Below are 18253 nucleotides of genomic sequence, written 5' to 3'. Positions count from 1 at the left end.
TAGACTATGAGAAACGTACGCAACTTCTGTATCATCGCCCACATCGATCATGGCAAGTCCAGCCTGGCTGATCGCATACTGGAACTGACCGACGTTATCCATACCTCTGGAAATGAACAGATTCTGGACAGCATGGACCTGGAGCGCGAACGCGGCATTACCATCAAAGCCAAGCCAGTCAGGATACCCTACAGATCACGCAGTGGTGAAGACTACATTCTGAACCTTATCGATACTCCCGGTCATATCGACTTCAACTATGAGGTCTCCCGAAGTCTCAAGGCCTGTGAAGGCGCAGTCCTGCTGGTGGATGCCTCCCAGGGTGTGGAAGCGCAGACCATCGGCAATGCCTACTTTGCGGTTGACGCTGGTCTGGAGATAATCCCTGTGATTAATAAGATCGATCTTCCCAATGCCATGATTGACGATTGCCGTCTCCAGATTGAAGAAATGCTGGGTCTGCATGCTGATGATACGCTTCTGGTTTCAGCCAAGACGGGAAGCGGCGTGCCGGAACTGCTGGAGGCTATTGTTTCCAGAATCCCGCCTCCAGAGGGTGATGGAGATGCGCCTCTAAGTTGCCTCATCTTCGATTCTCATTATGATGCCTACCGTGGTGTCATTATGCATATCCGCGTCTTTTCCGGCAGCGTTACCCCTGGTGACAGGATCATGATCAAATACACCGGCAAAACCTTTGAGGTGGGGGAGGTGGGTTACTTCACCCTCCAGGTCAAGCCGTGTGACCGGCTTGTGGCTGGCGATGTGGGCTATCTGAGTGCCATGATCAGGGATGTTGCGGAAATCCATGTTGGCGACACCATCATATCGCCGGAGCACCCTGAAACCCCTGTCATCCCGGGCTTCCGGCGCTTGCAGGCTATGGTCTTCTGCGGGCTATATCCGATCAACACCAATGACTACGAAAAGCTCATGATGGCGCTGGAGAAGTTCCAGCTCAACGACTCGTCCATTGTGTATGAGAAGGAAAGCTCTGCAGCATTGGGCCATGGCTTCCGCGTGGGTTTTCTGGGCATGCTGCACATGGAGATCACCATCGAGAGGCTGCGGCGGGAATATGATCAGGATCTGATTGCCACCATGCCGTCGGTAGTCTATAAAGTAGTGACCACCAAAGGCGATGTCCTCATGATTGACAACCCGTCGAAGTTTCCCACTCCTCAGGAGATCGCTCATATAGAGGAACCCATTATCCGGGCTCATATCGTAGTTCCCACCGATTTCGTGGGGCCGTGTATGGAACTCTCCAACGTCAAGCGGGGAACACTGGTGGGCCTGGAGCACCCTGACCAGAGGAGGGTCATCCTGACCTATGATTTCCCGCTGGTGGAGATCATTGCTGACTACTACGACCGGTTGAAAAGCGTGAGCCGGGGGTATGCCAGCATGGATTATGAGTTCATCGGATATCGCCCGGGCGACCTGGTTAAGGTGGACATTCTGGTCAATGGCGAGGCGGTCGACGCCTTTTCCTATATTGCCATCCGTGAGAGTGCTGTCGCCAGAGGCAGGGCGCTGGTCCACAAGCTGAGGAAGCTCATCCCCAGGCAGCAGTTCAAGGTGCCCCTTCAGGCAGCCATCGGCGGGAATATCGTGGCCAGGGAGGATATCGCTCCAATCAGGAAGGATGTCCTGGCCAAGTGCTATGGCGGCGATGTGACACGCAAGAGAAAACTCCTGGACAAGCAAAAAGAGGGCAAGAAACGGATGAAGATGGTCGGCTCGGTGGAGGTGCCCCAGGAGGCCTTCCTCTCACTGCTCAATCTCGAAGAGGATAGGTGAGGGGGCTCTACGTTCACGTCCCCTTCTGCGCCAGAAAGTGCGCCTATTGTGATTTTTACTCTCTGGCAGATCGACAGGACCTCATCGATCCCTACATTGATGCTGTTCTGATCGAAGCCAGGGCGTACGCGGGCCTGTCATTCGATACCCTCTATTTGGGAGGTGGGACACCGGGTCTGCTTGGTGCTGGATGTCTAAAGAGGCTGCTTGATGGTCTCCGGGGTTCATTCGACCTTCCCAGGTTGATCGAGGCTACCATCGAGGTCAACCCGGAATCGGCTACTACAGAGTTGCTTCAGGCTGCTTTGGGCGCAGGTTTGAACCGTGTGTCCGTCGGCGTACAGTCTATTTCAGATGACGAGCTTCAGAGGGTGGGCAGAATTCACTCTGCAGCACAGGCCGTTGAAGCCATATCTCAAGCCAGGAGAGTTGGCTTTGCAAATGTCTCCGCCGATGTCATTGTTGGTCTTCCCGGTCAGCGGTGGGAAACACTGCGGGCCACTCTGGGGAAGCTGGTTGAGTTGGGTGTGAACCATCTCTCCGTGTACTGCCTGTCGCTGGAGCATGATGCCCCCCTGGCAATGAATCCACCGGATGATCTGCCCTCGGATGATGAGCAGGCTGAGCTATTCGAGCAAGCGTGTCCATTTCTTCAGGAGAAAGGATTTACTCATTACGAGATATCCAACCTTGCCCTTGGGGGATTCGAATGCCTGCACAATATGAACTACTGGCGCGGCGGCGAATACCTTGGCCTGGGACCGGCGGCTGCCTCGCATCTTGACGGCAGACGCTTCAAGAACCGCAGTGACTTGGAGGCTTACCTTCGCCATCCCGCTGGAGTTGTGGAAGAGGTGGAACAATTGAGTGCGAAAGAGAAGGCGGCAGAAGAGGCCATGCTGCGATTACGTCTGCTTTCAGAAGGTCTGCCGGCTGACGATCTCGCTGCACGATTTGGGATTGATAATACGAAGGAACTCATACACAGGCTTGACCAGATGGTTGCGGATGGCCTGCTCACTCGCAATGGTTCAATATACTGCATGGTGTCCTCCAGAGTGCTTACCTCCAACCCCATCTTCGCCAGGGTTCTATTGGGATAACTGCGATCACCCCATATCTGTTCCGAAACTCGCCCTGACTACTGCCTGGTGGCACAAGTCAGGGTAACAATAGAGATTCTTCGCTGTGCTCAGAATGACACCCAAGAGCGTCGGGTCGTCCTTCCGCAGAACGACGACGAAGCAATCTCTGCTATCAGCTATCAGCCATGAGCTATGAGCTATCACCCATCCTTCCGCAGAAGGACGACCCGACCCGTATGTCATTCCCGCGGAAGCTTGTCCTCGTGCACACGGGGAGCGGGAATCCAGTCCCCCATGAGCCATGAACTATGAGCTATCAACTATCAACTATGAGCCATTGGCCATGAGCTACCAGCCGTCCCTGCCTGCCTGCCATCCTGCCCCGCCATCCCAACAAGCCCTTGTATCCAAGCTGAGGTTGGGTGGTATAATGTCGCCAAGGAATGGTTCTATGCAGCCATTCCGCGGCAAGAATAAAGGAGGGTAAGTAAAATGATTGCATCTATGATGGCTAAGAGGAATGTGCGCTCGGGCTTTGCTGGGATGAGCCAGGATCACATTGACACTGATGCCTTGCTCAAGCAGCGGGCCGATGATGCTGTCTGGGATTGCACTTCAGAACTCGGTGTCGGGCAGACCATTAAAGGCAAGAAAGCCGCGGCAGACTGGTTTCACAAATGGGAGCAGGAATTCCCTAAGAGGAAGCTGGTTACAAAGAATGTGTGCATGAGTGGCACGTGTCTGCCGAGTCCAAACATGGTTGTCATGGTTGACTGGACTTGTTGGGAAACCGATAAGCAAGGGAAGGAGTTCCAGTATGACGGTGTCACTGTTATGCATATAAGGAACATGAAGGTTGTTACGGCAACAGAACACATCTCTTTTAGAGGCCTTCCTCAACTCTCAACCCTGATAAGGCCAACAGCGAAGGCTTAGGAGGAAGACCTGACCCAGAAGCCGAGTGTCTTTGCGAGGAGTGCAGCGACGAAGCAATCTCAGTAGAGAGGCCAATGTCATTCCCGCGAAGCTTGTCCTCGTGCAAACGGGGAGCGGGAATCCAGTCCCCCATGAGCTATGGGCTATCAGACATGAGCCATCCTTCCGCAGAAGGATGACGAAGCAATCTCTGCTATGAGCTATGAGCCATCAGCTATCACTATCCCAGCAGGTGATTGCACCGTGGGAAACTACTGCGCCGTGGCATCATTCAACGCAACACACACTACCGATGCCGTGGTCATCGCAACCTGGGCCTAGCCCCCGCCCTCCACCCCACCCGACCGCGCGCGCTCAGGCTTTGACAACCCCCGCCAAATTATGATAGCTTCCGAAGTGACTTCACGAATATACATCTATAGAGCCTTTCGATAACAACTGCCCGAGCGGGGTCGGGCAAGGATACTCGTAAGGGGGGGGACATGAGCAGAACACGATCTATCGGCTGTCCAGGGTATTCGCTTTTCTTTTGGCTTCGTTGGCCATTCGACAAGAGATTCTGCAGCAGCCTCATCTCCAGAGGCGGTTTCTCACGCGGTGGTGCTAGCAGAATACTCACGGGCCTTCTCCTGGCCACACTCATTTTCGTTCCCCTTCTTTCCGTACTTCCTTCTGGGGATGTGGTGTCTGCTGATTCGCCCGTGACCCCCATGGTGGCCGCTGGATATAATCACACGGTGGGCCTGAAGTCCGACGGAACGGTAGTGGCCGTGGGCTACAACCAATTTGGTCAGTGCAACGTAGGCTCCTGGAGTGGCATCCAGCAGGTGGCCGCAGGATATGATTACACGGTGGGCCTGAAGTCCGATGGCACCGTGGTGGCCGCGGGTTTAGAGATCGAGCTCGCCAAATGGAATCTGGGAACCGCTACCCCCAACCAGCCTCCCATCCAGCCGAGCAACGTCTCTCCGTCAAGCGCAGCTACAGGTGTCAGTCTGATGCCAACGCTGCAATCGTCAACCTTCTCCGACCCAGATATCAGTGATACCCATGCAGCATCGCAGTGGCAAATAAGAACTGGTGCTGGCAGCTACAATAGCCCAGTCTATGACAACGTCACAGGCACACCAAATCTCACGAGCATCAGCGTGCCGTCAGGGAAGCTGACCTACTCTACCGCCTACTGCTGGCGTGTGAGATATCAGGACAATCATGGTGATTGGTCAACCTGGTCGGCAGAGACATCTTTCACCACCAAGGCCGATTCGGTAGTCTCTTTCCCCGACCCGAACCTCGAGGCTGCGATAAGGGAGGCAATAGGAAAGCCCGCGGGAGATATCTATGAATCTGATCTCGTTGGTCTCACTGATTTCGATGCTCATGAATGTGGTATCACGAACCTCGCTGGACTGGCGCATTGCACCAGCCTGACGAGCCTGGGCCTTTGGGACAACCAGATAAGCGACATCTCACCGCTTTCCGGCCTCACCAGCCTGGAGTACCTGGAGCTTAGCGGCAACCAGATAAGCGACATCTCACCGCTTTCCGGCCTCACCAACCTGACGGCCCTGAACCTTGGCGCCAACCAGATAAGTGACATCGAGCCCCTGGTCAGCAACCCAGGGATCGCATCAGGAGACACTGTTAATCTGCCGGGAAATCCATTGAATAGCAACTCTATCAATACCTGCATTCCCGCGCTGCAAGGGAGAGGGGTTACAGTATCCTGGGATACAGCTAACCAGTCGCCCAAGCAGCCGAGCAACGTCTCCCCGGCAAATGGGGCCACAGGCGTGAGCCTTACCACAACCCTGCAATCATCAGCTTCCTCCGACCCAGACGCCGGGGATACTCATGCTGCTTCGCAGTGGCAGGTCAGAACGAGCTCTGGCAGCTACTCTAGCCCCGCTTTCGGCAGCGGATCTGACACATCCAATCTCACCAGCATCACCGTTCCATCAGGCAAGTTGACCTACTCTACCACCTACTACTGGCATGTGAGATATCAGGACAATCAGGGTGATTGGTCAGACTGGTCAGCAGAGACAACTTTCATCACGGGGAATGCTCCGCAGCTTGTGAACCTGGATGTGCGGTTCATAACACAGTTCCCACCTGGCGACAATTGGACAGAAACCAAGAATTGTGGGCAGGCCTCATCTCTAATGGTTTTCTGCTACTGGAACGGAACTGTGCCGACTGAGCAGGGGATCAAAGACATAGATGACTGGCTCTACACAAAATATGGAGACCCGGTAGATAACTACAATGGGTATTTCACAGACCATACCGGGAAGAGGCTTGAGGCACTGGCCCAGGGATATGGTGGCTTTACGTATAGCTACGAAACGGATAGATGGGACATTGCCAAGGTCAAACAAGAGATTGGCAAAGGTCACCCGGTTATTGTTGCGGTGGCTGGAAAGCTTACCGGCGATTACCTCGGCAACGACGCCGCCTGGCATACTATTGATAGAGACTACTCCGCCAACGGACACTGGCTTGTAGTGACGGGCTATTCTGACACGGACATAATCTGCAATGATCCTGGGACAAGTTACGGCCACAAAATATACTACGGGAATGACGAGTTCTCCAACGCTATGTGGGGATGGGAAGACAGTTCTGGATGGGATGGGGCGGCATGCGTTGTAGTGCCCTCGCCTGTAGCTAACGCCGGAGCAGACCAGTCGGTATCCTCAGGCGACGTTGTGTCGTTCGATGCCTCTGGTTCGCATGACCCTGATGGGACAATCGCCACCTATCAATGGGATTTCGGCGATGGGGCAACACAGACAGGCAAAGAAGTGAGCCATCGCTTCAGAGGAGCCGCAAACCAACCGAAGACTTATACCGCCACCTTGACAGTGACAGACAGCAGCGGAGCCACTGCCACCGACACCGTCGGAATCGCTGTGAAACCATTGGAGAAATCAGTTGAAATCTCTGATCCGCCGGTGCTGGCTAGAGCCACTTTCACCTACAACTGGATTGAGCAATCCGGCGGTGACGATATCTACATGATATCAAAGCTTGATGTCGAGGCTGAGGGTTTCGTGGGAGTCTTCGTCCCCAATATCGTTGTCTGGCAGTATCAGTATCCCATTGGGGTAATGCCCGTAATTGATTTCCTCGACTATCTCAGTACATGGGGTCCGCATACGGAGCAGGTCTACCAGTCTCCTTTCTCCTTGAAGTCACCCATCGGAATCTTCTCTGGGAATACAACGCGCACATTTGACGAAGGTACTTTCCAGGGTATTCAAGTCAAAGGAACGGATACGGTCAACATTGTTCTACAAGGATTCACGGCCAAGTTAGGCTGGCCCCCCATAGAGACCAAACTGTTCAGCTTCCGTTCTGAGCCAGTTGACCCACATGTTGGCCCCGTCGAGCCAAGCTTGACTCAACAGATACTGGAGAAGCTGCTGGAGGCTGTAACGGGCAAACTGGATGCTGTGATCATTCACAGCCCTGGAGAGATCAGGGTGTACGATTCCCAAGGAAGGGTTGCTGGCGTGGTGAACGGAGAGACAAAACTGGACATTCCTGGCTCGGCCTACAACGACGGCACTATCCTGATCTACCCTGCCACGGACTCCTGCAGATATACTGTGGTAGGTACAGAGGATGGGGTATATGGGTTCTGTGTCATTCGAGCTACGAAAGAAGGAGTCCTGACTTTCACCACGACCGATACTCCCATATCGGCCAATGCAATCCACGAATACGCCGTCGACTGGGATGCACTTGCTCAGGGCAACAAAGGTGTCACTGTCCAAATAGACTCCAATGGCGATGGCACTATTGACAAGAGCATTACTGTGGGTGCTGAGCTTAGCCATGATGAGTTTCTATCAGCTACCGCAAAAGAAGAAGGCCTGCCCTCCTGGATTTGGATTGTCGTCGGGGCAGGAGCCGCTGCGGTTGCCGGAGCTGGAATCCTGACTTACTTCCTCCGCAGAAGGCCTAGGGCTCAGAACTAGGGCAATCTACAGAAGCCTCTAATGGGGTGGGCAGCGATGTCCACCCCTTTTCTATCGCGCAATCGTCTGTGGGCTCTTCCCACCCCTTCCGCAGAAGGATGAGCTACGAGCTATCAGCTATCACCCGTCCCTGCCTGTCATCCTGCCCCACCTCCCCACTCCACCCCCCACCTGCTCCTGCCCTGGGGGCAGTCGCCCCTTCCACCAGGAACGGGAGAACGTCCCGATGCCGTGGTCATCGCAACCTGGGCGTAGTGCCTCCCCTTCATATCCAGGCTGAGGTTGGGTGACCAAATGGACAGTTGCTCTTCATGTTTGAAGTTGTGAATTGAACGACATGGGACAGGGAAGCAATCTAACGCCCGCGCTCAGCGGCGCTGAGCTAGCACCACGTTCACTTGAGTTCACGCTGAGCCCCAGCGTCGGCTTGGACTGACGGGTTAGGCCACCTCTTGCTTTTCGCCCCGCGCACTCTTCTGCAGCCGCTGTGCTTCTCCTTCTCGCATCAATGCTATCATTTCATCTGTGTACCAATTCTTGAGGGCATTGAGGTGCTCGCACAGTATTGGGCTGCTAGCGAAGCTGTCCACTACATACACTTTCCACCATTGGTGTGGCCATGCCTGCGGGAAGTGGTCCGATTGTACCAAGACGGAATAGTGTAGATCCAGGATAAGTTCCGCCATAGCCACGGCCCTGTTATACTGAGCGTCGTTCTCGCTTATGAACTTCCCTAAATAGAAGTAAGGACGCAGTTCCGGGTACCTTATGAAGACTTCGTCAACCCTAAGCATCTGGTCAGCGACGCTCGCGTATGCGCTACTCTTCAAAGACTCAGCCAGATATTTCGTTTGGGTTGTCGCCTCTCGTGTCTGGCGTGTTAAGAATACTAGGGTCACAATCACCGTCGTGAAACCGCCTAGAGATATAATGAGTGAGAGCACCTCATAGGATGTCATCGGTTATCCTGTAATACTGGGCGATTCTCTTAAGTTGCCTAAAATTCCCTTTTATACTGCTGGAGTGGCTGGGCAAATCATACGACTGGGGGTAGTAGGGAGTCAAGGTCAATGGTCAAATTCGTCTGCGGTCTCTTCCCACCCGCCGAGCTGCGGTTCTGCTATCAGCCGTCCCTGCGTGCCTGTCAGCCTGCCCCACCTCCCCACTCCACCCACCACCTGCTCCTGCCCTGGGGGCACTCGCCCCTTCCACCAGGAACGGGAGAACGACCCTGCACCTCCCCACCACGACCCGCCAGCGCCCCGCTGCTGGGCGCGCTCGCAGTGCTCGGCGTTATAGTTGTCACAGATGCCAGGTGGTAGTGGAGGGGGTGTTGGAGTATTCGCGGGATTCTTCGGCTTTGGCTCAATTGTCAGTCAATTGCTCTGCTGGCAATCCAAAACGAGGTATCTGAGGCTGTTCTAGGGGTTGTGGTAGTGTTACTCCAGGTTTATCTCGTAGCTTTCCTCGATGACTATCTCATAGGGACACTGGATGGCTCCGGTGGGGCATACAGATTCACATTCTGTGCAATAGCCGCACTCGTCTGTATCGACAATCCTGATTATGTTGCCCACAAGGGCAAGGGCCCCGCACTCACACACACTGAGGCATAGCCCGCACCCATTGCACAGCTCGCGGTTTATGATGGGCATTTCAAACATAGAGAACCTCGCATGCAAACTCATGTTACCACTCCCATCAATTTACGGTATGTGACCTTTGTCGCCAAATCACTCGGTCACCCCACTCGCCTCCTCGAGTACTTTCTTGTTGGTGATCACAATGCGGTGTCGGTCCATCCTGATAGCGCCGCTCTCCTCCAAGGCTTTGAGTGACCTGCCGACCACCTCCCGGGCTGTTCCCACCATGGCTGCCATCTCTTGCTGGGTGAGCTTGGGTCTGGCTTGTGGTTCTTCGTCCTGCACCGCATGGTTTGTAGCATATTCCAGAAGGAGCTTGGCTATCCTACTGGTTACGTGCCGGAAGGAGAGGTCTTCGACCAGAGAGACAAAGTGGCGAACCTTCTTCGATAGAACCTTTATCACGTTGTTAGCGATGGCTGGATGCTCCCTCAAGAGGGACTCCATGTCAGCCCTGGTTATGCCATAGAGGGTGACCGGGGTCATGCCTATAGCACTGGCAGGATTGGGCCCGCCATCGAACACGGCAACATCATTGAAGGACTCGCCGGGCCGTATGATACATAGAATCTGCTCCTTGCCTTCAACAGAAGTCTTGAATACCTTGACTGCCCCGGAAACCACACAATACACCGCTTCGGCAGGCTCACCCTCCAGGACTATCATGTCGTTCCTCTCGGCTGACTGCTCGAATACATGGCGTTTGATGGCTTCCAGTTCAGGCTGATGTAAGCCGGAGAAATACGGGACGGACTTCAGGAGCTCAATTTCTATAGCCATTTTTATCGAACCATCTCGATGATAGGCAAGATTATATCCTATGCCAGGGTGATTAGGCCAGCACCCTATCTTGCCCGAAAACTCAGATAACTCTACTATGACGTGGGTTCTGTCTTGGCTCGGTTACCCTCCGTCCAGTCCCCAGCGCTCTTTCTTGGTGAACCAGCCCTGCGGGTTCAAGAGGTAGTCGTAGGCATCCAGCAGGGCAAGGTAGTGGACTCTCTCCTCGGCACTCAGTGCCTGGTAAAAGGCTTTCTCGGCAGGAGAGGCTGCTTCTTCGTTGCGGCTCCTGTAGAAGCTGTAGCTCTTGTCCTCCATAGTCATGGCCATCTTCAGCGCTTCCAGTTCGCTGGCGGTCGGCTTGGCAGGCTCGGCATCCAAATCCTCTACGCCCTCATCGAAGACGCTTCTCAGGCTTATTTCATGTTTGAATTTGGTCTCCTTGTCAGGCCATCCCTTATTGCCCTTGATTACATCATGTACCTCTTTTAGCTTCTGGGCATGCAGATCTTCGTCAGCGGCCAGACGCTGTAATAGCTTCCTGGACAGCGGGTTGCTGCTCTTCTCTGCCGATTTCTGATAGAATTGCTTTCCCTCGATCTCCATTTGGAGTGCTGCCTCCAAAGCCTGGGTGATTTTGTGAGTCTGCTCCGTCATTTCCTGGATTTAACCTCCTCTAGTATTGTCGATTATTCTTGTGCTTTGGATGAGTTGAACTGGCAGTGACCTAAGAGCCTTAGCAAGGCCTGCTGGCATTTGCAGTCAAATCCTACACCTTATCTGCCTTTTGGGCTAATCTTTTACCCAGCTCAAAAGCGTCCTTTAGCGCGGTCGGGTGCTTCTTAATCTCTCCGTTTTTGTCGACGCCCCTGACCAGGAGGTCTTCTGTGTACTGGACGCTAATAGTTTTGAAAAAGTATCTGATCGTCAATATTGACCCGTCGAAAAGGTTCTCTCCTTTGGTGGCCCCGACAGCAATGAAGGCCCCCTTTCTATTTGGGTTTGGGCAACTCTGCTTGAGAACGTATTTCCTTGCCCATAGAGCCTGGCATCGATCGATAAGGGCCTTGAGCTGGCTGGTAATCCCGTAGAAGAACATGGGCGAGGCAACTATGAGGCCGTCGGCTTCGAGCAGCTTGGGATAAACAGCATCCATGTCGTCTCTGATAATACAGTTCCCATCCTTCAGGCAGCCATGGTATTCACGGCAGGGAGCTATCTGGAGCTTATCCACGATAATCTTCTCCATCTCCGCTCCCTGGCTCCGGGCTCCCTTCATCGCCTCGTCCAGGAGAAGGTCGGTATTGCCTCCTACCCTCGGACTTCCCATGATCCCCAGAACTCTCAAGCATAACCTCTTTTAAGGAAAATAAAATAAAGGAAACGAATGTGCCTAATTAGGCGGAAACGAATCTAATCGATCCGCTTGACATCCCCACACGGAGTTGGGCTTAATCGATTTGTCTGACATCCCCACACGGAATTGGGTTTAATCGATTCGTTTGAACATTTTTGCGGAGGCCCCGCATACAGGGCACTTATCTGGAGCCGAGCCTTCCACTGTGTTGCCGCAGACCTGGCAGACGAAGAAAGGTTTGTCATCCACAGCCTTGCCCTTGTTCAGGTTTTCGAGAGCAGCCTGGAACAGGCCATGGTGGATCTTCTCTACCTGGTTGGCCATGTCGAAACTGCGCTTGGCCTGAGTCTGGCCTTCGGCATCGGCCTCCTTGATGAAACCGGGGTACATCTGGGTGAATTCGTGATTCTCACCACTGATGGCTACCGCCAGGTTATCCTTTGTGGATTTGATGCCCTGCATTACCCTGAGGTGATTGCGGGCGTGGACTGTCTCTGCCTCTGCCGCAGCACGAAACAGTCGTGCCGCCTGTTTGTGGCCCTCTTCTTCGGCCTTATCGGCGAAGAAGAGGTACTTGCGGTTGGCCTGGCTTTCTCCAGCAAAAGCATATTGCACATTCTCATTTGTCTTGGGCATCATTCGCCTCCTTGTTCTATTTGACTTCTTTCTCTCGCATCTTCAGGTGCTCTTTCAGCATGCATTTGTCCATCACCACCATAAGGCCAGCACCCCTGGCCCTGGCAGCCGCCAGCTCGTTTACTACGCCTTCCTGCATCCATACCACTTTAGCCCCGATCCTGATCGCCTGCTCGACTATGTCGGGTATCTCGTCAGCCCGGCGGAAGACATCGACGACATCTACCTTCTCCGGGATCGAGGTGAGGTTGGGATAAGAGGTCTCCTCCAGTATCTGGGCAAATCTGGGGTTCACAGGTATGACCTTGTATCCTTGCTCTTTCAGGTATGATGCTACCCTGAAGCTGGGGCGCTCTTCATTCGGCGAAAGTCCTACCACAGCCACGGTTCGGCTGGTCTTCAAGATATTCTCTTCCTGGTTCGTTTCGCTCATTTTCCCCCGCACTCCAGAGGTTTAGATCTGCCGCCCCATCATTATGGGCTCTCGGCAGCTCGTTGGCTAGCCGCCTCCCCAATAATGCATCATGCCTATAGCTACCTCATCGCCCTCGTGAAGTTCTGTCCCCAGTCCCTGAGGAAGAGTCTGGGATTCACGCCTGTTCAACAGGACAAAATAATCGACATCAATCTTCCCGGTTGCAGGGTCAATGACCTCGATTTTCCCATTGCCTTTTCGCATTACTTCCTGTAAAACGGTTCTCAGTGTGGCCCTATCATCTGCGAGCTCTATGTGGTCGCTGCCGAAGGCTTTGGATACATCCAGATGAAAGAATGACTTCAACCGGATTCTCAGTGTTCAGCCTCCCTTCATGCCTCCGCAGACCGGACAGTTTGGGTTCTTGATCAACTCGCGGAGGCAGAAATCCATGTTTGCTTCATTGATGTAGAGCATCTGCCCTGCGAGCAAGCGGCCAAAACCGGCAATGATCTTGATAGCCTCGACGGCCTGAATCATGGCTATTAAACCCGGGGTGACACCAAAGACGGGGAACACCCCCTGATCCACCGGTTTCTCGGGATAGATGCACTCAAGGCAGGGTGTCTCTCCGGGGATGATAGTGGTAACCTGGCCGCACAATCCCCACACTCCGCCGTGTATGAAAGGGATTCCTTCAGAGACACATGCCTGGTTCAATATGGCCCTGGTCTCGAAATTGTCCATTGCGTCTATCACCACATTGGCCCCTTTTATCAGGCGTGTGGCATTTCTCCTGGTGATTCTGGTTGCCTTGGGAAGAATCTGTACGGACGGGTTCAGCCTGGCCAGCTTGGCTGTGGCTGAGGCTACCTTCTTCTGACCGATATCCTCTTGCCAGTGAAGTATCTGCCGATTGAGATTAGAGAGATCCACGATTCCGTCATCTATGATAGTGATGCGCCCTACACCAGCGCAGGCCAGGTAAGTTGAGGCTGGACATCCCAATCCTCCGGCACCGGCTACGATTACATGAGAAGTCTTCAGCTTCTCTTGCCCTTCCTCGCCGAACCCATCGTATCTTATCTGCCGGTCGTATCTTTCGAGATCTTCCCTGGTGAGCACGCTCTGTGCTGGCTTCTTACGCATATATACGCTGCCTTCTCTGCTATGGTGTGGTCTTCTAATGGAATCTACGGATAAAAACAAGGCTTATCATCACAGTCAATAATAACATGAGAATCAAACCTGTGGCTAAAACGCAATAGTGCATTTGCGCCTCTCTTGAGGGGCTGTTTCAAAGGTTTTGGCCTTAGCGAAGTCTGGTTGCTCCACCTGCACTAAGCGCGGCTATTTGCGTTCATAGATCAGGTTAATGTGAAAGCATGGATCAGGAAGGGGTTACAGGGAAAGGGCAAAGCTCAGATAGAGTTGGGCTGCCTTTACCACCTGAGAGAAGTCTACCGATTCCTCAGGCGTATGTGCCGTCTCCAGTTGACCGGGTCCCAGAATAATGGGGTCTGTGCCCGCGGCCCAGAGCACGTTACCATCCGAATGGCTTCTGAATATCTGAGGATCCCAGGTGAGGGACATCTTCTTGTAGGCTTCTTTCAACTTCTTCACCAGAGGCCTTTTCTGAGAGATGAGGTAGCCTGAGTGTGCATTCTCGAACCTGATGTAGGCATCCATGCCGGGTATGTTCTCACTGGCCTCTTCTACCAACTGTTCCAGCTCCGCCTTGAGCAGGTCCATTCGGGAGTCAGGTGGCAAGTGAAGGTCCAGCCAGGCCTCACAGCTATCGGGTACTACAAATCCACCGGGAAATCCTGTAAGTTGCCGGATGTTATAGACCAGCCCCTGCGGTGCGGGGTCGGCATACTCAGTCAGTTTCAAAAGAAGCTTCAGCATGGTCTCGATAGCGTTCTGGCCCAGCTCGGGCATGGAAGAATGAGCTCTCTTACCCCTGGTGCGTAAGCGGACTTCCAGATAGCCGTAGTGGCCGAGGCAGGGAATCATGTTGGTGGGCTCACCAACGACTGCCCAGGGGAAGCTGTGTTCTCTGGTGAGGGTTTTAGCACCATCGCTTTCCTGCTCTTCACCTACGACCAGGGCAAGGCCTACGGATGAGAGATTCTTCCCTCTCTCGGCCAGTACAGTGAATGCTTCTATCATGGCGGCACAACCGGCTTTCATGTCTGAGACGCCCAGTCCGAAGACCGTGTCTTCTTCCTCGTAGAAGCCGTAGTCCTCCAGGTCGAAGGCGACGACTGTATCCAGATGCCCCACGAAGCAGAGGTCTACTTCATCCAGCTTCTCGGGCAGTACCACCAGGTTGAAACGGTTTTCATCGACTTCTTGCCTTGCTACGGTCAAACCATGTTTCTTCAAGTAATCCTCTGTATATTCGAGTATCTCCTCTTCCTTTCCAGAGGGACTATATATATCTATGAGATCCTTGAGCAGGTTTCTCAGCCTCTTGGGCTGTACATCTGCCGAAGCTTTAGGAGTGGTTTCCATCCTGTGCCTTCCGTCCGGTACTTCGCGTTTTTCTCCGCAACTGTTGATGTGTCTTAAGGTTCAGGGTCAGAAATATCCGCTCCTCAGGATTGCTGAATCCCTTCTTCCTGAAGAATTGAAGGGCCGGCAGATTGTTTGCCTCCGTGTCCACCAGGAATATGCGTGCTCCGTCCTTGCTCATCTCTTCAGCCAGTTTGTCAAATAGCCTGCTGCCGATGCCCTCACGGTGCCACTCGGGCAATACCCCCAGCCAGACGAGGTACCCGTACTTCCACGGCGACTTTGTTTTGGTTACCGTTGTACCTAAGGCAAAGCCCACTATTCTATCATCGAGTTCTGCCACCAGGCAGTATTCGGGATCGGAGTTAAATAATGAAGTCACCTCATACTCATCCCACGTACGGTAGAGGGTAGGCACCATCTCCACCGTGAAGATTTGTTCACCCAAATGGAAAACCTCGGGGATGTCGTCTATCTCCATCTCCCTGATATCCAGTTCGAGTCTCTTTTTCTTGTTGGAAGCATTCTTCAAGGGGTTGCGTTCCTCTGTATTGCCTGATTCTCCTTGGTGATCGGGTTCGTCGGTTTCCATCAAGCCTCCATTTGATTTATAAGATAATGTCCTAATGAAGCATTACCTCAGCATCAACTCAGGGTATGATTATACTTGCTCGATATCTCTGATACAAATCGCTCCCGCAGGCTAGTGCCTGGTTGCACAAGTAAGCGTAACAATTGAGATTCTTCGCTGCGCTGAGAATGACACAGCGGGCAATATATCACCCTGACTTTTATGCGCGTCGGGTCATCCTTCCGCAGAAGGACGACAGCCACCATGTGACACGGTGGGCAATATGTTACCATAATTGCCCGCACACACTCGTTGCGAGAGCCATCGCCTCTTTAGGGAAAGAACAGCATGGTTGGGCTAAAGGGAAATCCACCCAACGGACTGCTGTGGAGGGTTCAGGCCCATTGCCAAATGAAGCCGTTGGATGAAGGCTCAGGCTGCAGCCACCTGTTCTGCGATAGCCTGCTGATCTCCTGACTGACCACCTCAAGCGGGGTATTCAACTTCTGGGCTACCGTTTCGATCAGCCTGGTTTCGGCTTCTTGCGGTGTCGTGCCTCTTACTTGGCCAAGCTTCTCAATGACATCTTCCTGCAGGAGCCTCCAGACGAAATCGAGGATCTGCTTCTTCCGCAGACGGTCAATACTGTCTGCGTCTCCTGCCGCAGCGTCTTTGCGGATGGTCTTCCAGGCCATGGCAATGCCCTTGTCGTAGCGAGCTATCACCTCTCCTATGCCAGCAAGTCCACCTTTTGAAGCCTCTGTGATCGGTTCGTTGGCATTGTAACGGTTCCAGTTCTTGGTCAAAATGCGAAGTCCCAACTCCTCGGCTTGCTCGAAAAGCTCCGTCCCGGGGAACGGCGAAAGATAGTGAAATCCGTACTGCATGCCCCAGCGGTCCGACAGCTCCATTGCCAGATCCAGCGTTTCGCGAGCTCTCTCAGGGGTCTCTCCAGGCAGACCCAGGATGAAAGAGGCAAAGCTGCCGATGCCGGCTGCCGTGGCCAGCTTCACACCGTTTCTGACCTTCTCCGGAGTAATCCCCTTTTTGATGGTGTTGAGGACCTCCTGGTTGCCGGACTCCACGCCAAACAACATGTAGGTGCAGCCAGCCTCACGCATGAGATCCAGAAGCTCGGGCGTCAGGGTGTCCACGCGGGAGAAAATGCTCCATTTGATGTGCAGGTTGCGGCGGATCAGCTCGCGGCACAACTCTGTGGCATGAGGATGATTGAGAGTAAAACTATCGTCCACCACGTTTATCTGGCTGAAGCCGTATTTCCGGTATATCACCTCGATTTCATCGACCACCAGAAGAGGCTGGCGGAAGCGCACTTTTCGGCCAAACATCCGGGGAGTGGTGCAAAAAATACAGCCATAGGGACAGCCGCGACTGCTGATGACGGAGCAGACTGCACCCAGTGCCTTATAACGAGAGAGAGGCAGAAGGTGGCGAGCAGGTAATGGCAGCTCATCCAGGTTCTCAATAAGTGGGCGAGGAGCAGTCTTGACAACCTTGCCATCTCGTTTCACATACAGGCCAGGTACTTTCCCTACATCCCCACCTTTGCTCAAGGCCGATGCCACCTCAACTATAGTGATGTCGCCCTCTCCTATAGCGATCACGTCTATCCAGGGGGCGCGCTTGAAGGTATCCTCCACGGCGAAACTCACGTGCGGCCCGCCGATCATAGTAGTTATACTGGGGTCGAATTCCTTGCACATCTTCAAAATCCTGGCTGCTGGCAGAAAGTTGAGCGTAACGCAGGTGATTCCCACCGCCTGTGGCCGGTACTGTTCGAGCTTGCGCCGTATCTTGGCTGGGGAAGGCTTTGATGTCAACAGGTCCAGAACTTCGACTTCGAAACCATTGGCTATGAGGTTAGCGGCGAGATAGCACAAAGAAAGAGGCGGAGTGGGGAATTCATCCAGCGGATATGGGGCAGCGATTAAGAGGACTCTCATTGTTCTAGTCTCGCCTCCAGTTGTTCCAACGATTCTTGCCTGCTTTCTACCATACACCAAGAAGCAATGACACAAACACGATCCAGTAAAGGACTTGGGACATCTTGACTACTCGTTCTTGCCTCGTCGATCACTCGTGCGCGAGACGCCTGTGCAAACCTATGTTATGCCATATTCACCTTGGACGCAAAAGGCAAATAGGCCATGATAACCCCAACAATAGGGCGGTTTGTGTACTCCGCTGCATCCAGCCGGAGAGCAAAAACACTTCTGGTACGGCAGGCGAACGTCTAGGAGATGTTTAGGGAATAAGCCTCTATGTTTAGGGCTTGTTTAGGTCTCTTGTTATATTCTAATAGCAATATGCCTAACCGAAGTTCTACAGTTTGGTTTTTGCTTCACGCTTGGGAGGCCGGGGCTTTGAGCACAAATTCCCCGGAGCGGGGTCGAAATGTAGTGCCTAAAGATCGGCTTTTCGTCATGCCTCGATGTATTGACATCACTAGGTGTAATCCGGTACTATGTGTGATGGCTAACGATAGGACACCGCATGTTCATCA

The 18253-nt window shown here is 53.3% G+C and carries 19 protein-coding genes; 5 read left to right on the top strand and 14 right to left on the bottom strand.

The features are described from left to right. Positions 1-6 precede the first annotated feature (6 nt). Together lepA and hemW are read left to right on the top strand one after the other, a co-directional pair. Positions 7-1803: a translation elongation factor 4 gene (gene lepA, locus NTZ04_03010; protein ID MCX5991288.1), complete on the top strand. Its 1797-nt coding sequence runs from the start codon at positions 7-9 to the stop codon at positions 1801-1803. Further along, positions 1800-2906, top strand: coding sequence for a radical SAM family heme chaperone HemW (hemW, locus tag NTZ04_03005; protein MCX5991287.1), 1107 nt, complete (start codon positions 1800-1802; stop codon positions 2904-2906). The genes lepA and hemW overlap by 4 nt, the downstream gene beginning before the upstream one ends. Before the next feature lie 6 nt (positions 2907-2912). Here hemW and NTZ04_03000 read toward each other — a convergent pair whose 3' ends face one another. After that, positions 2913-3131: a hypothetical protein gene (locus NTZ04_03000; GenBank protein MCX5991286.1), complete on the bottom strand. Its 219-nt coding sequence runs from the start codon at positions 3129-3131 to the stop codon at positions 2913-2915. A gap of 249 nt (positions 3132-3380) precedes the next feature. Here NTZ04_03000 and NTZ04_02995 point away from each other — a divergent pair, with 249 nt between their 5' ends. The 3 genes from NTZ04_02995 (at position 3381) to NTZ04_02985 (ending at position 7810) form a co-directional block, all read left to right on the top strand. Next, positions 3381-3824, top strand: a complete 444-nt coding sequence (locus NTZ04_02995; protein MCX5991285.1) for a nuclear transport factor 2 family protein — start codon at positions 3381-3383, stop codon at positions 3822-3824. A 195-nt stretch (positions 3825-4019) separates the two neighbouring features. Next, positions 4020-4145 carry a hypothetical protein gene (locus tag NTZ04_02990; GenBank protein ID MCX5991284.1) on the top strand — a complete coding sequence of 42 codons (126 nt, stop codon included), beginning with the start codon at positions 4020-4022 and terminating at the stop codon, positions 4143-4145. Between the two features lie 161 nt (positions 4146-4306). Continuing rightward, positions 4307-7810 carry a PKD domain-containing protein gene (locus tag NTZ04_02985; protein MCX5991283.1) on the top strand — a complete coding sequence of 1168 codons (3504 nt, stop codon included), beginning with the start codon at positions 4307-4309 and terminating at the stop codon, positions 7808-7810. A gap of 440 nt (positions 7811-8250) precedes the next feature. Here NTZ04_02985 and NTZ04_02980 read toward each other — a convergent pair whose 3' ends face one another. From NTZ04_02980 to NTZ04_02920, 13 genes are all read right to left on the bottom strand, one after another. Further along, positions 8251-8769, bottom strand: coding sequence for a hypothetical protein (locus NTZ04_02980; GenBank protein MCX5991282.1), 519 nt, complete (start codon positions 8767-8769; stop codon positions 8251-8253). Between the two features lie 108 nt (positions 8770-8877). Continuing rightward, entirely contained in the window at positions 8878-9009 is a 132-nt protein-coding gene (locus NTZ04_02975) for a hypothetical protein (protein ID MCX5991281.1), read from the bottom strand. A gap of 240 nt (positions 9010-9249) precedes the next feature. Then, positions 9250-9474 carry a 4Fe-4S binding protein gene (locus tag NTZ04_02970; GenBank protein MCX5991280.1) on the bottom strand — a complete coding sequence of 75 codons (225 nt, stop codon included), beginning with the start codon at positions 9472-9474 and terminating at the stop codon, positions 9250-9252. A 69-nt stretch (positions 9475-9543) separates the two neighbouring features. After that, positions 9544-10233: a Crp/Fnr family transcriptional regulator gene (locus NTZ04_02965; GenBank protein MCX5991279.1), complete on the bottom strand. Its 690-nt coding sequence runs from the start codon at positions 10231-10233 to the stop codon at positions 9544-9546. Between the two features lie 123 nt (positions 10234-10356). Further along, entirely contained in the window at positions 10357-10890 is a 534-nt protein-coding gene (locus NTZ04_02960) for a ferritin family protein (GenBank protein ID MCX5991278.1), read from the bottom strand. Positions 10891-11002: 112 nt separating this feature from the next. Next, positions 11003-11581 (bottom strand): flavodoxin family protein, encoded by a 579-nt coding sequence (locus NTZ04_02955; GenBank protein ID MCX5991277.1) that lies wholly within the window; start codon positions 11579-11581, stop codon positions 11003-11005. A gap of 141 nt (positions 11582-11722) precedes the next feature. Then, positions 11723-12226 carry a rubrerythrin family protein gene (locus NTZ04_02950; protein ID MCX5991276.1) on the bottom strand — a complete coding sequence of 168 codons (504 nt, stop codon included), beginning with the start codon at positions 12224-12226 and terminating at the stop codon, positions 11723-11725. Between the two features lie 16 nt (positions 12227-12242). Further along, positions 12243-12659, bottom strand: coding sequence for a CoA-binding protein (locus tag NTZ04_02945; protein ID MCX5991275.1), 417 nt, complete (start codon positions 12657-12659; stop codon positions 12243-12245). A 66-nt stretch (positions 12660-12725) separates the two neighbouring features. Further along, entirely contained in the window at positions 12726-13007 is a 282-nt protein-coding gene (locus NTZ04_02940) for a hypothetical protein (protein ID MCX5991274.1), read from the bottom strand. Between the two features lie 15 nt (positions 13008-13022). Next, a complete protein-coding gene (locus NTZ04_02935; protein MCX5991273.1) occupies positions 13023-13790 on the bottom strand; it encodes a HesA/MoeB/ThiF family protein in 768 nt (255 codons plus the stop codon). A gap of 252 nt (positions 13791-14042) precedes the next feature. Continuing rightward, complete coding sequence (locus NTZ04_02930) at positions 14043-15158, bottom strand: M20/M25/M40 family metallo-hydrolase (protein MCX5991272.1); 1116 nt, start codon at positions 15156-15158, stop codon at positions 14043-14045. Beyond that, the gene (locus NTZ04_02925) at positions 15142-15750 is read right to left on the bottom strand and encodes a GNAT family N-acetyltransferase (GenBank protein MCX5991271.1); all 609 of its coding nucleotides are present in this window, start codon (positions 15748-15750) and stop codon (positions 15142-15144) included. The genes NTZ04_02930 and NTZ04_02925 overlap by 17 nt, the downstream gene beginning before the upstream one ends. A gap of 374 nt (positions 15751-16124) precedes the next feature. Continuing rightward, a complete protein-coding gene (locus tag NTZ04_02920) occupies positions 16125-17693 on the bottom strand; it encodes a radical SAM protein (protein ID MCX5991270.1) in 1569 nt (522 codons plus the stop codon). Between the last annotated feature and the right edge of the window lie 560 nt (positions 17694-18253).

The organism is Chloroflexota bacterium, from assembly GCA_026389585.1.
Classification (GTDB): domain Bacteria; phylum Chloroflexota; class Dehalococcoidia; order UBA2247; family RBG-13-53-26; genus JAPLHP01.
The sequence above is the reverse complement of the archived record's forward strand: the minus strand, read 5'-3'. Positions and strand labels throughout refer to the sequence as shown.

Excerpts from the sequence above, each read along its gene's own strand:
- lepA (MCX5991288.1), top strand. The coding sequence starts at position 7 with ATGAGAAACGTACGCAACTTCTGTATCATCGCCCACATCGATCATGGC.
- NTZ04_03000 (MCX5991286.1), bottom strand. The coding sequence starts at position 3,131 with ATGACATACGGGTCGGGTCGTCCTTCTGCGGAAGGATGGGTGATAGCT.
- NTZ04_02995 (MCX5991285.1), top strand. The coding sequence starts at position 3,381 with ATGATTGCATCTATGATGGCTAAGAGGAATGTGCGCTCGGGCTTTGCT.
- NTZ04_02990 (MCX5991284.1), top strand. The coding sequence starts at position 4,020 with ATGAGCTATGAGCCATCAGCTATCACTATCCCAGCAGGTGATTGCACC.
- NTZ04_02985 (MCX5991283.1), top strand. The coding sequence starts at position 4,307 with ATGAGCAGAACACGATCTATCGGCTGTCCAGGGTATTCGCTTTTCTTT.
- NTZ04_02980 (MCX5991282.1), bottom strand. The coding sequence starts at position 8,769 with ATGACATCCTATGAGGTGCTCTCACTCATTATATCTCTAGGCGGTTTC.
- NTZ04_02970 (MCX5991280.1), bottom strand. The coding sequence starts at position 9,474 with ATGTTTGAAATGCCCATCATAAACCGCGAGCTGTGCAATGGGTGCGGG.
- NTZ04_02965 (MCX5991279.1), bottom strand. The coding sequence starts at position 10,233 with ATGGCTATAGAAATTGAGCTCCTGAAGTCCGTCCCGTATTTCTCCGGC.
- NTZ04_02960 (MCX5991278.1), bottom strand. The coding sequence starts at position 10,890 with ATGACGGAGCAGACTCACAAAATCACCCAGGCTTTGGAGGCAGCACTC.
- NTZ04_02950 (MCX5991276.1), bottom strand. The coding sequence starts at position 12,226 with ATGCCCAAGACAAATGAGAATGTGCAATATGCTTTTGCTGGAGAAAGC.
- NTZ04_02945 (MCX5991275.1), bottom strand. The coding sequence starts at position 12,659 with ATGAGCGAAACGAACCAGGAAGAGAATATCTTGAAGACCAGCCGAACC.
- NTZ04_02935 (MCX5991273.1), bottom strand. The coding sequence starts at position 13,790 with ATGCGTAAGAAGCCAGCACAGAGCGTGCTCACCAGGGAAGATCTCGAA.
- NTZ04_02930 (MCX5991272.1), bottom strand. The coding sequence starts at position 15,158 with ATGGAAACCACTCCTAAAGCTTCGGCAGATGTACAGCCCAAGAGGCTG.
- NTZ04_02925 (MCX5991271.1), bottom strand. The coding sequence starts at position 15,750 with ATGGAAACCGACGAACCCGATCACCAAGGAGAATCAGGCAATACAGAG.
- NTZ04_02920 (MCX5991270.1), bottom strand. The coding sequence starts at position 17,693 with ATGAGAGTCCTCTTAATCGCTGCCCCATATCCGCTGGATGAATTCCCC.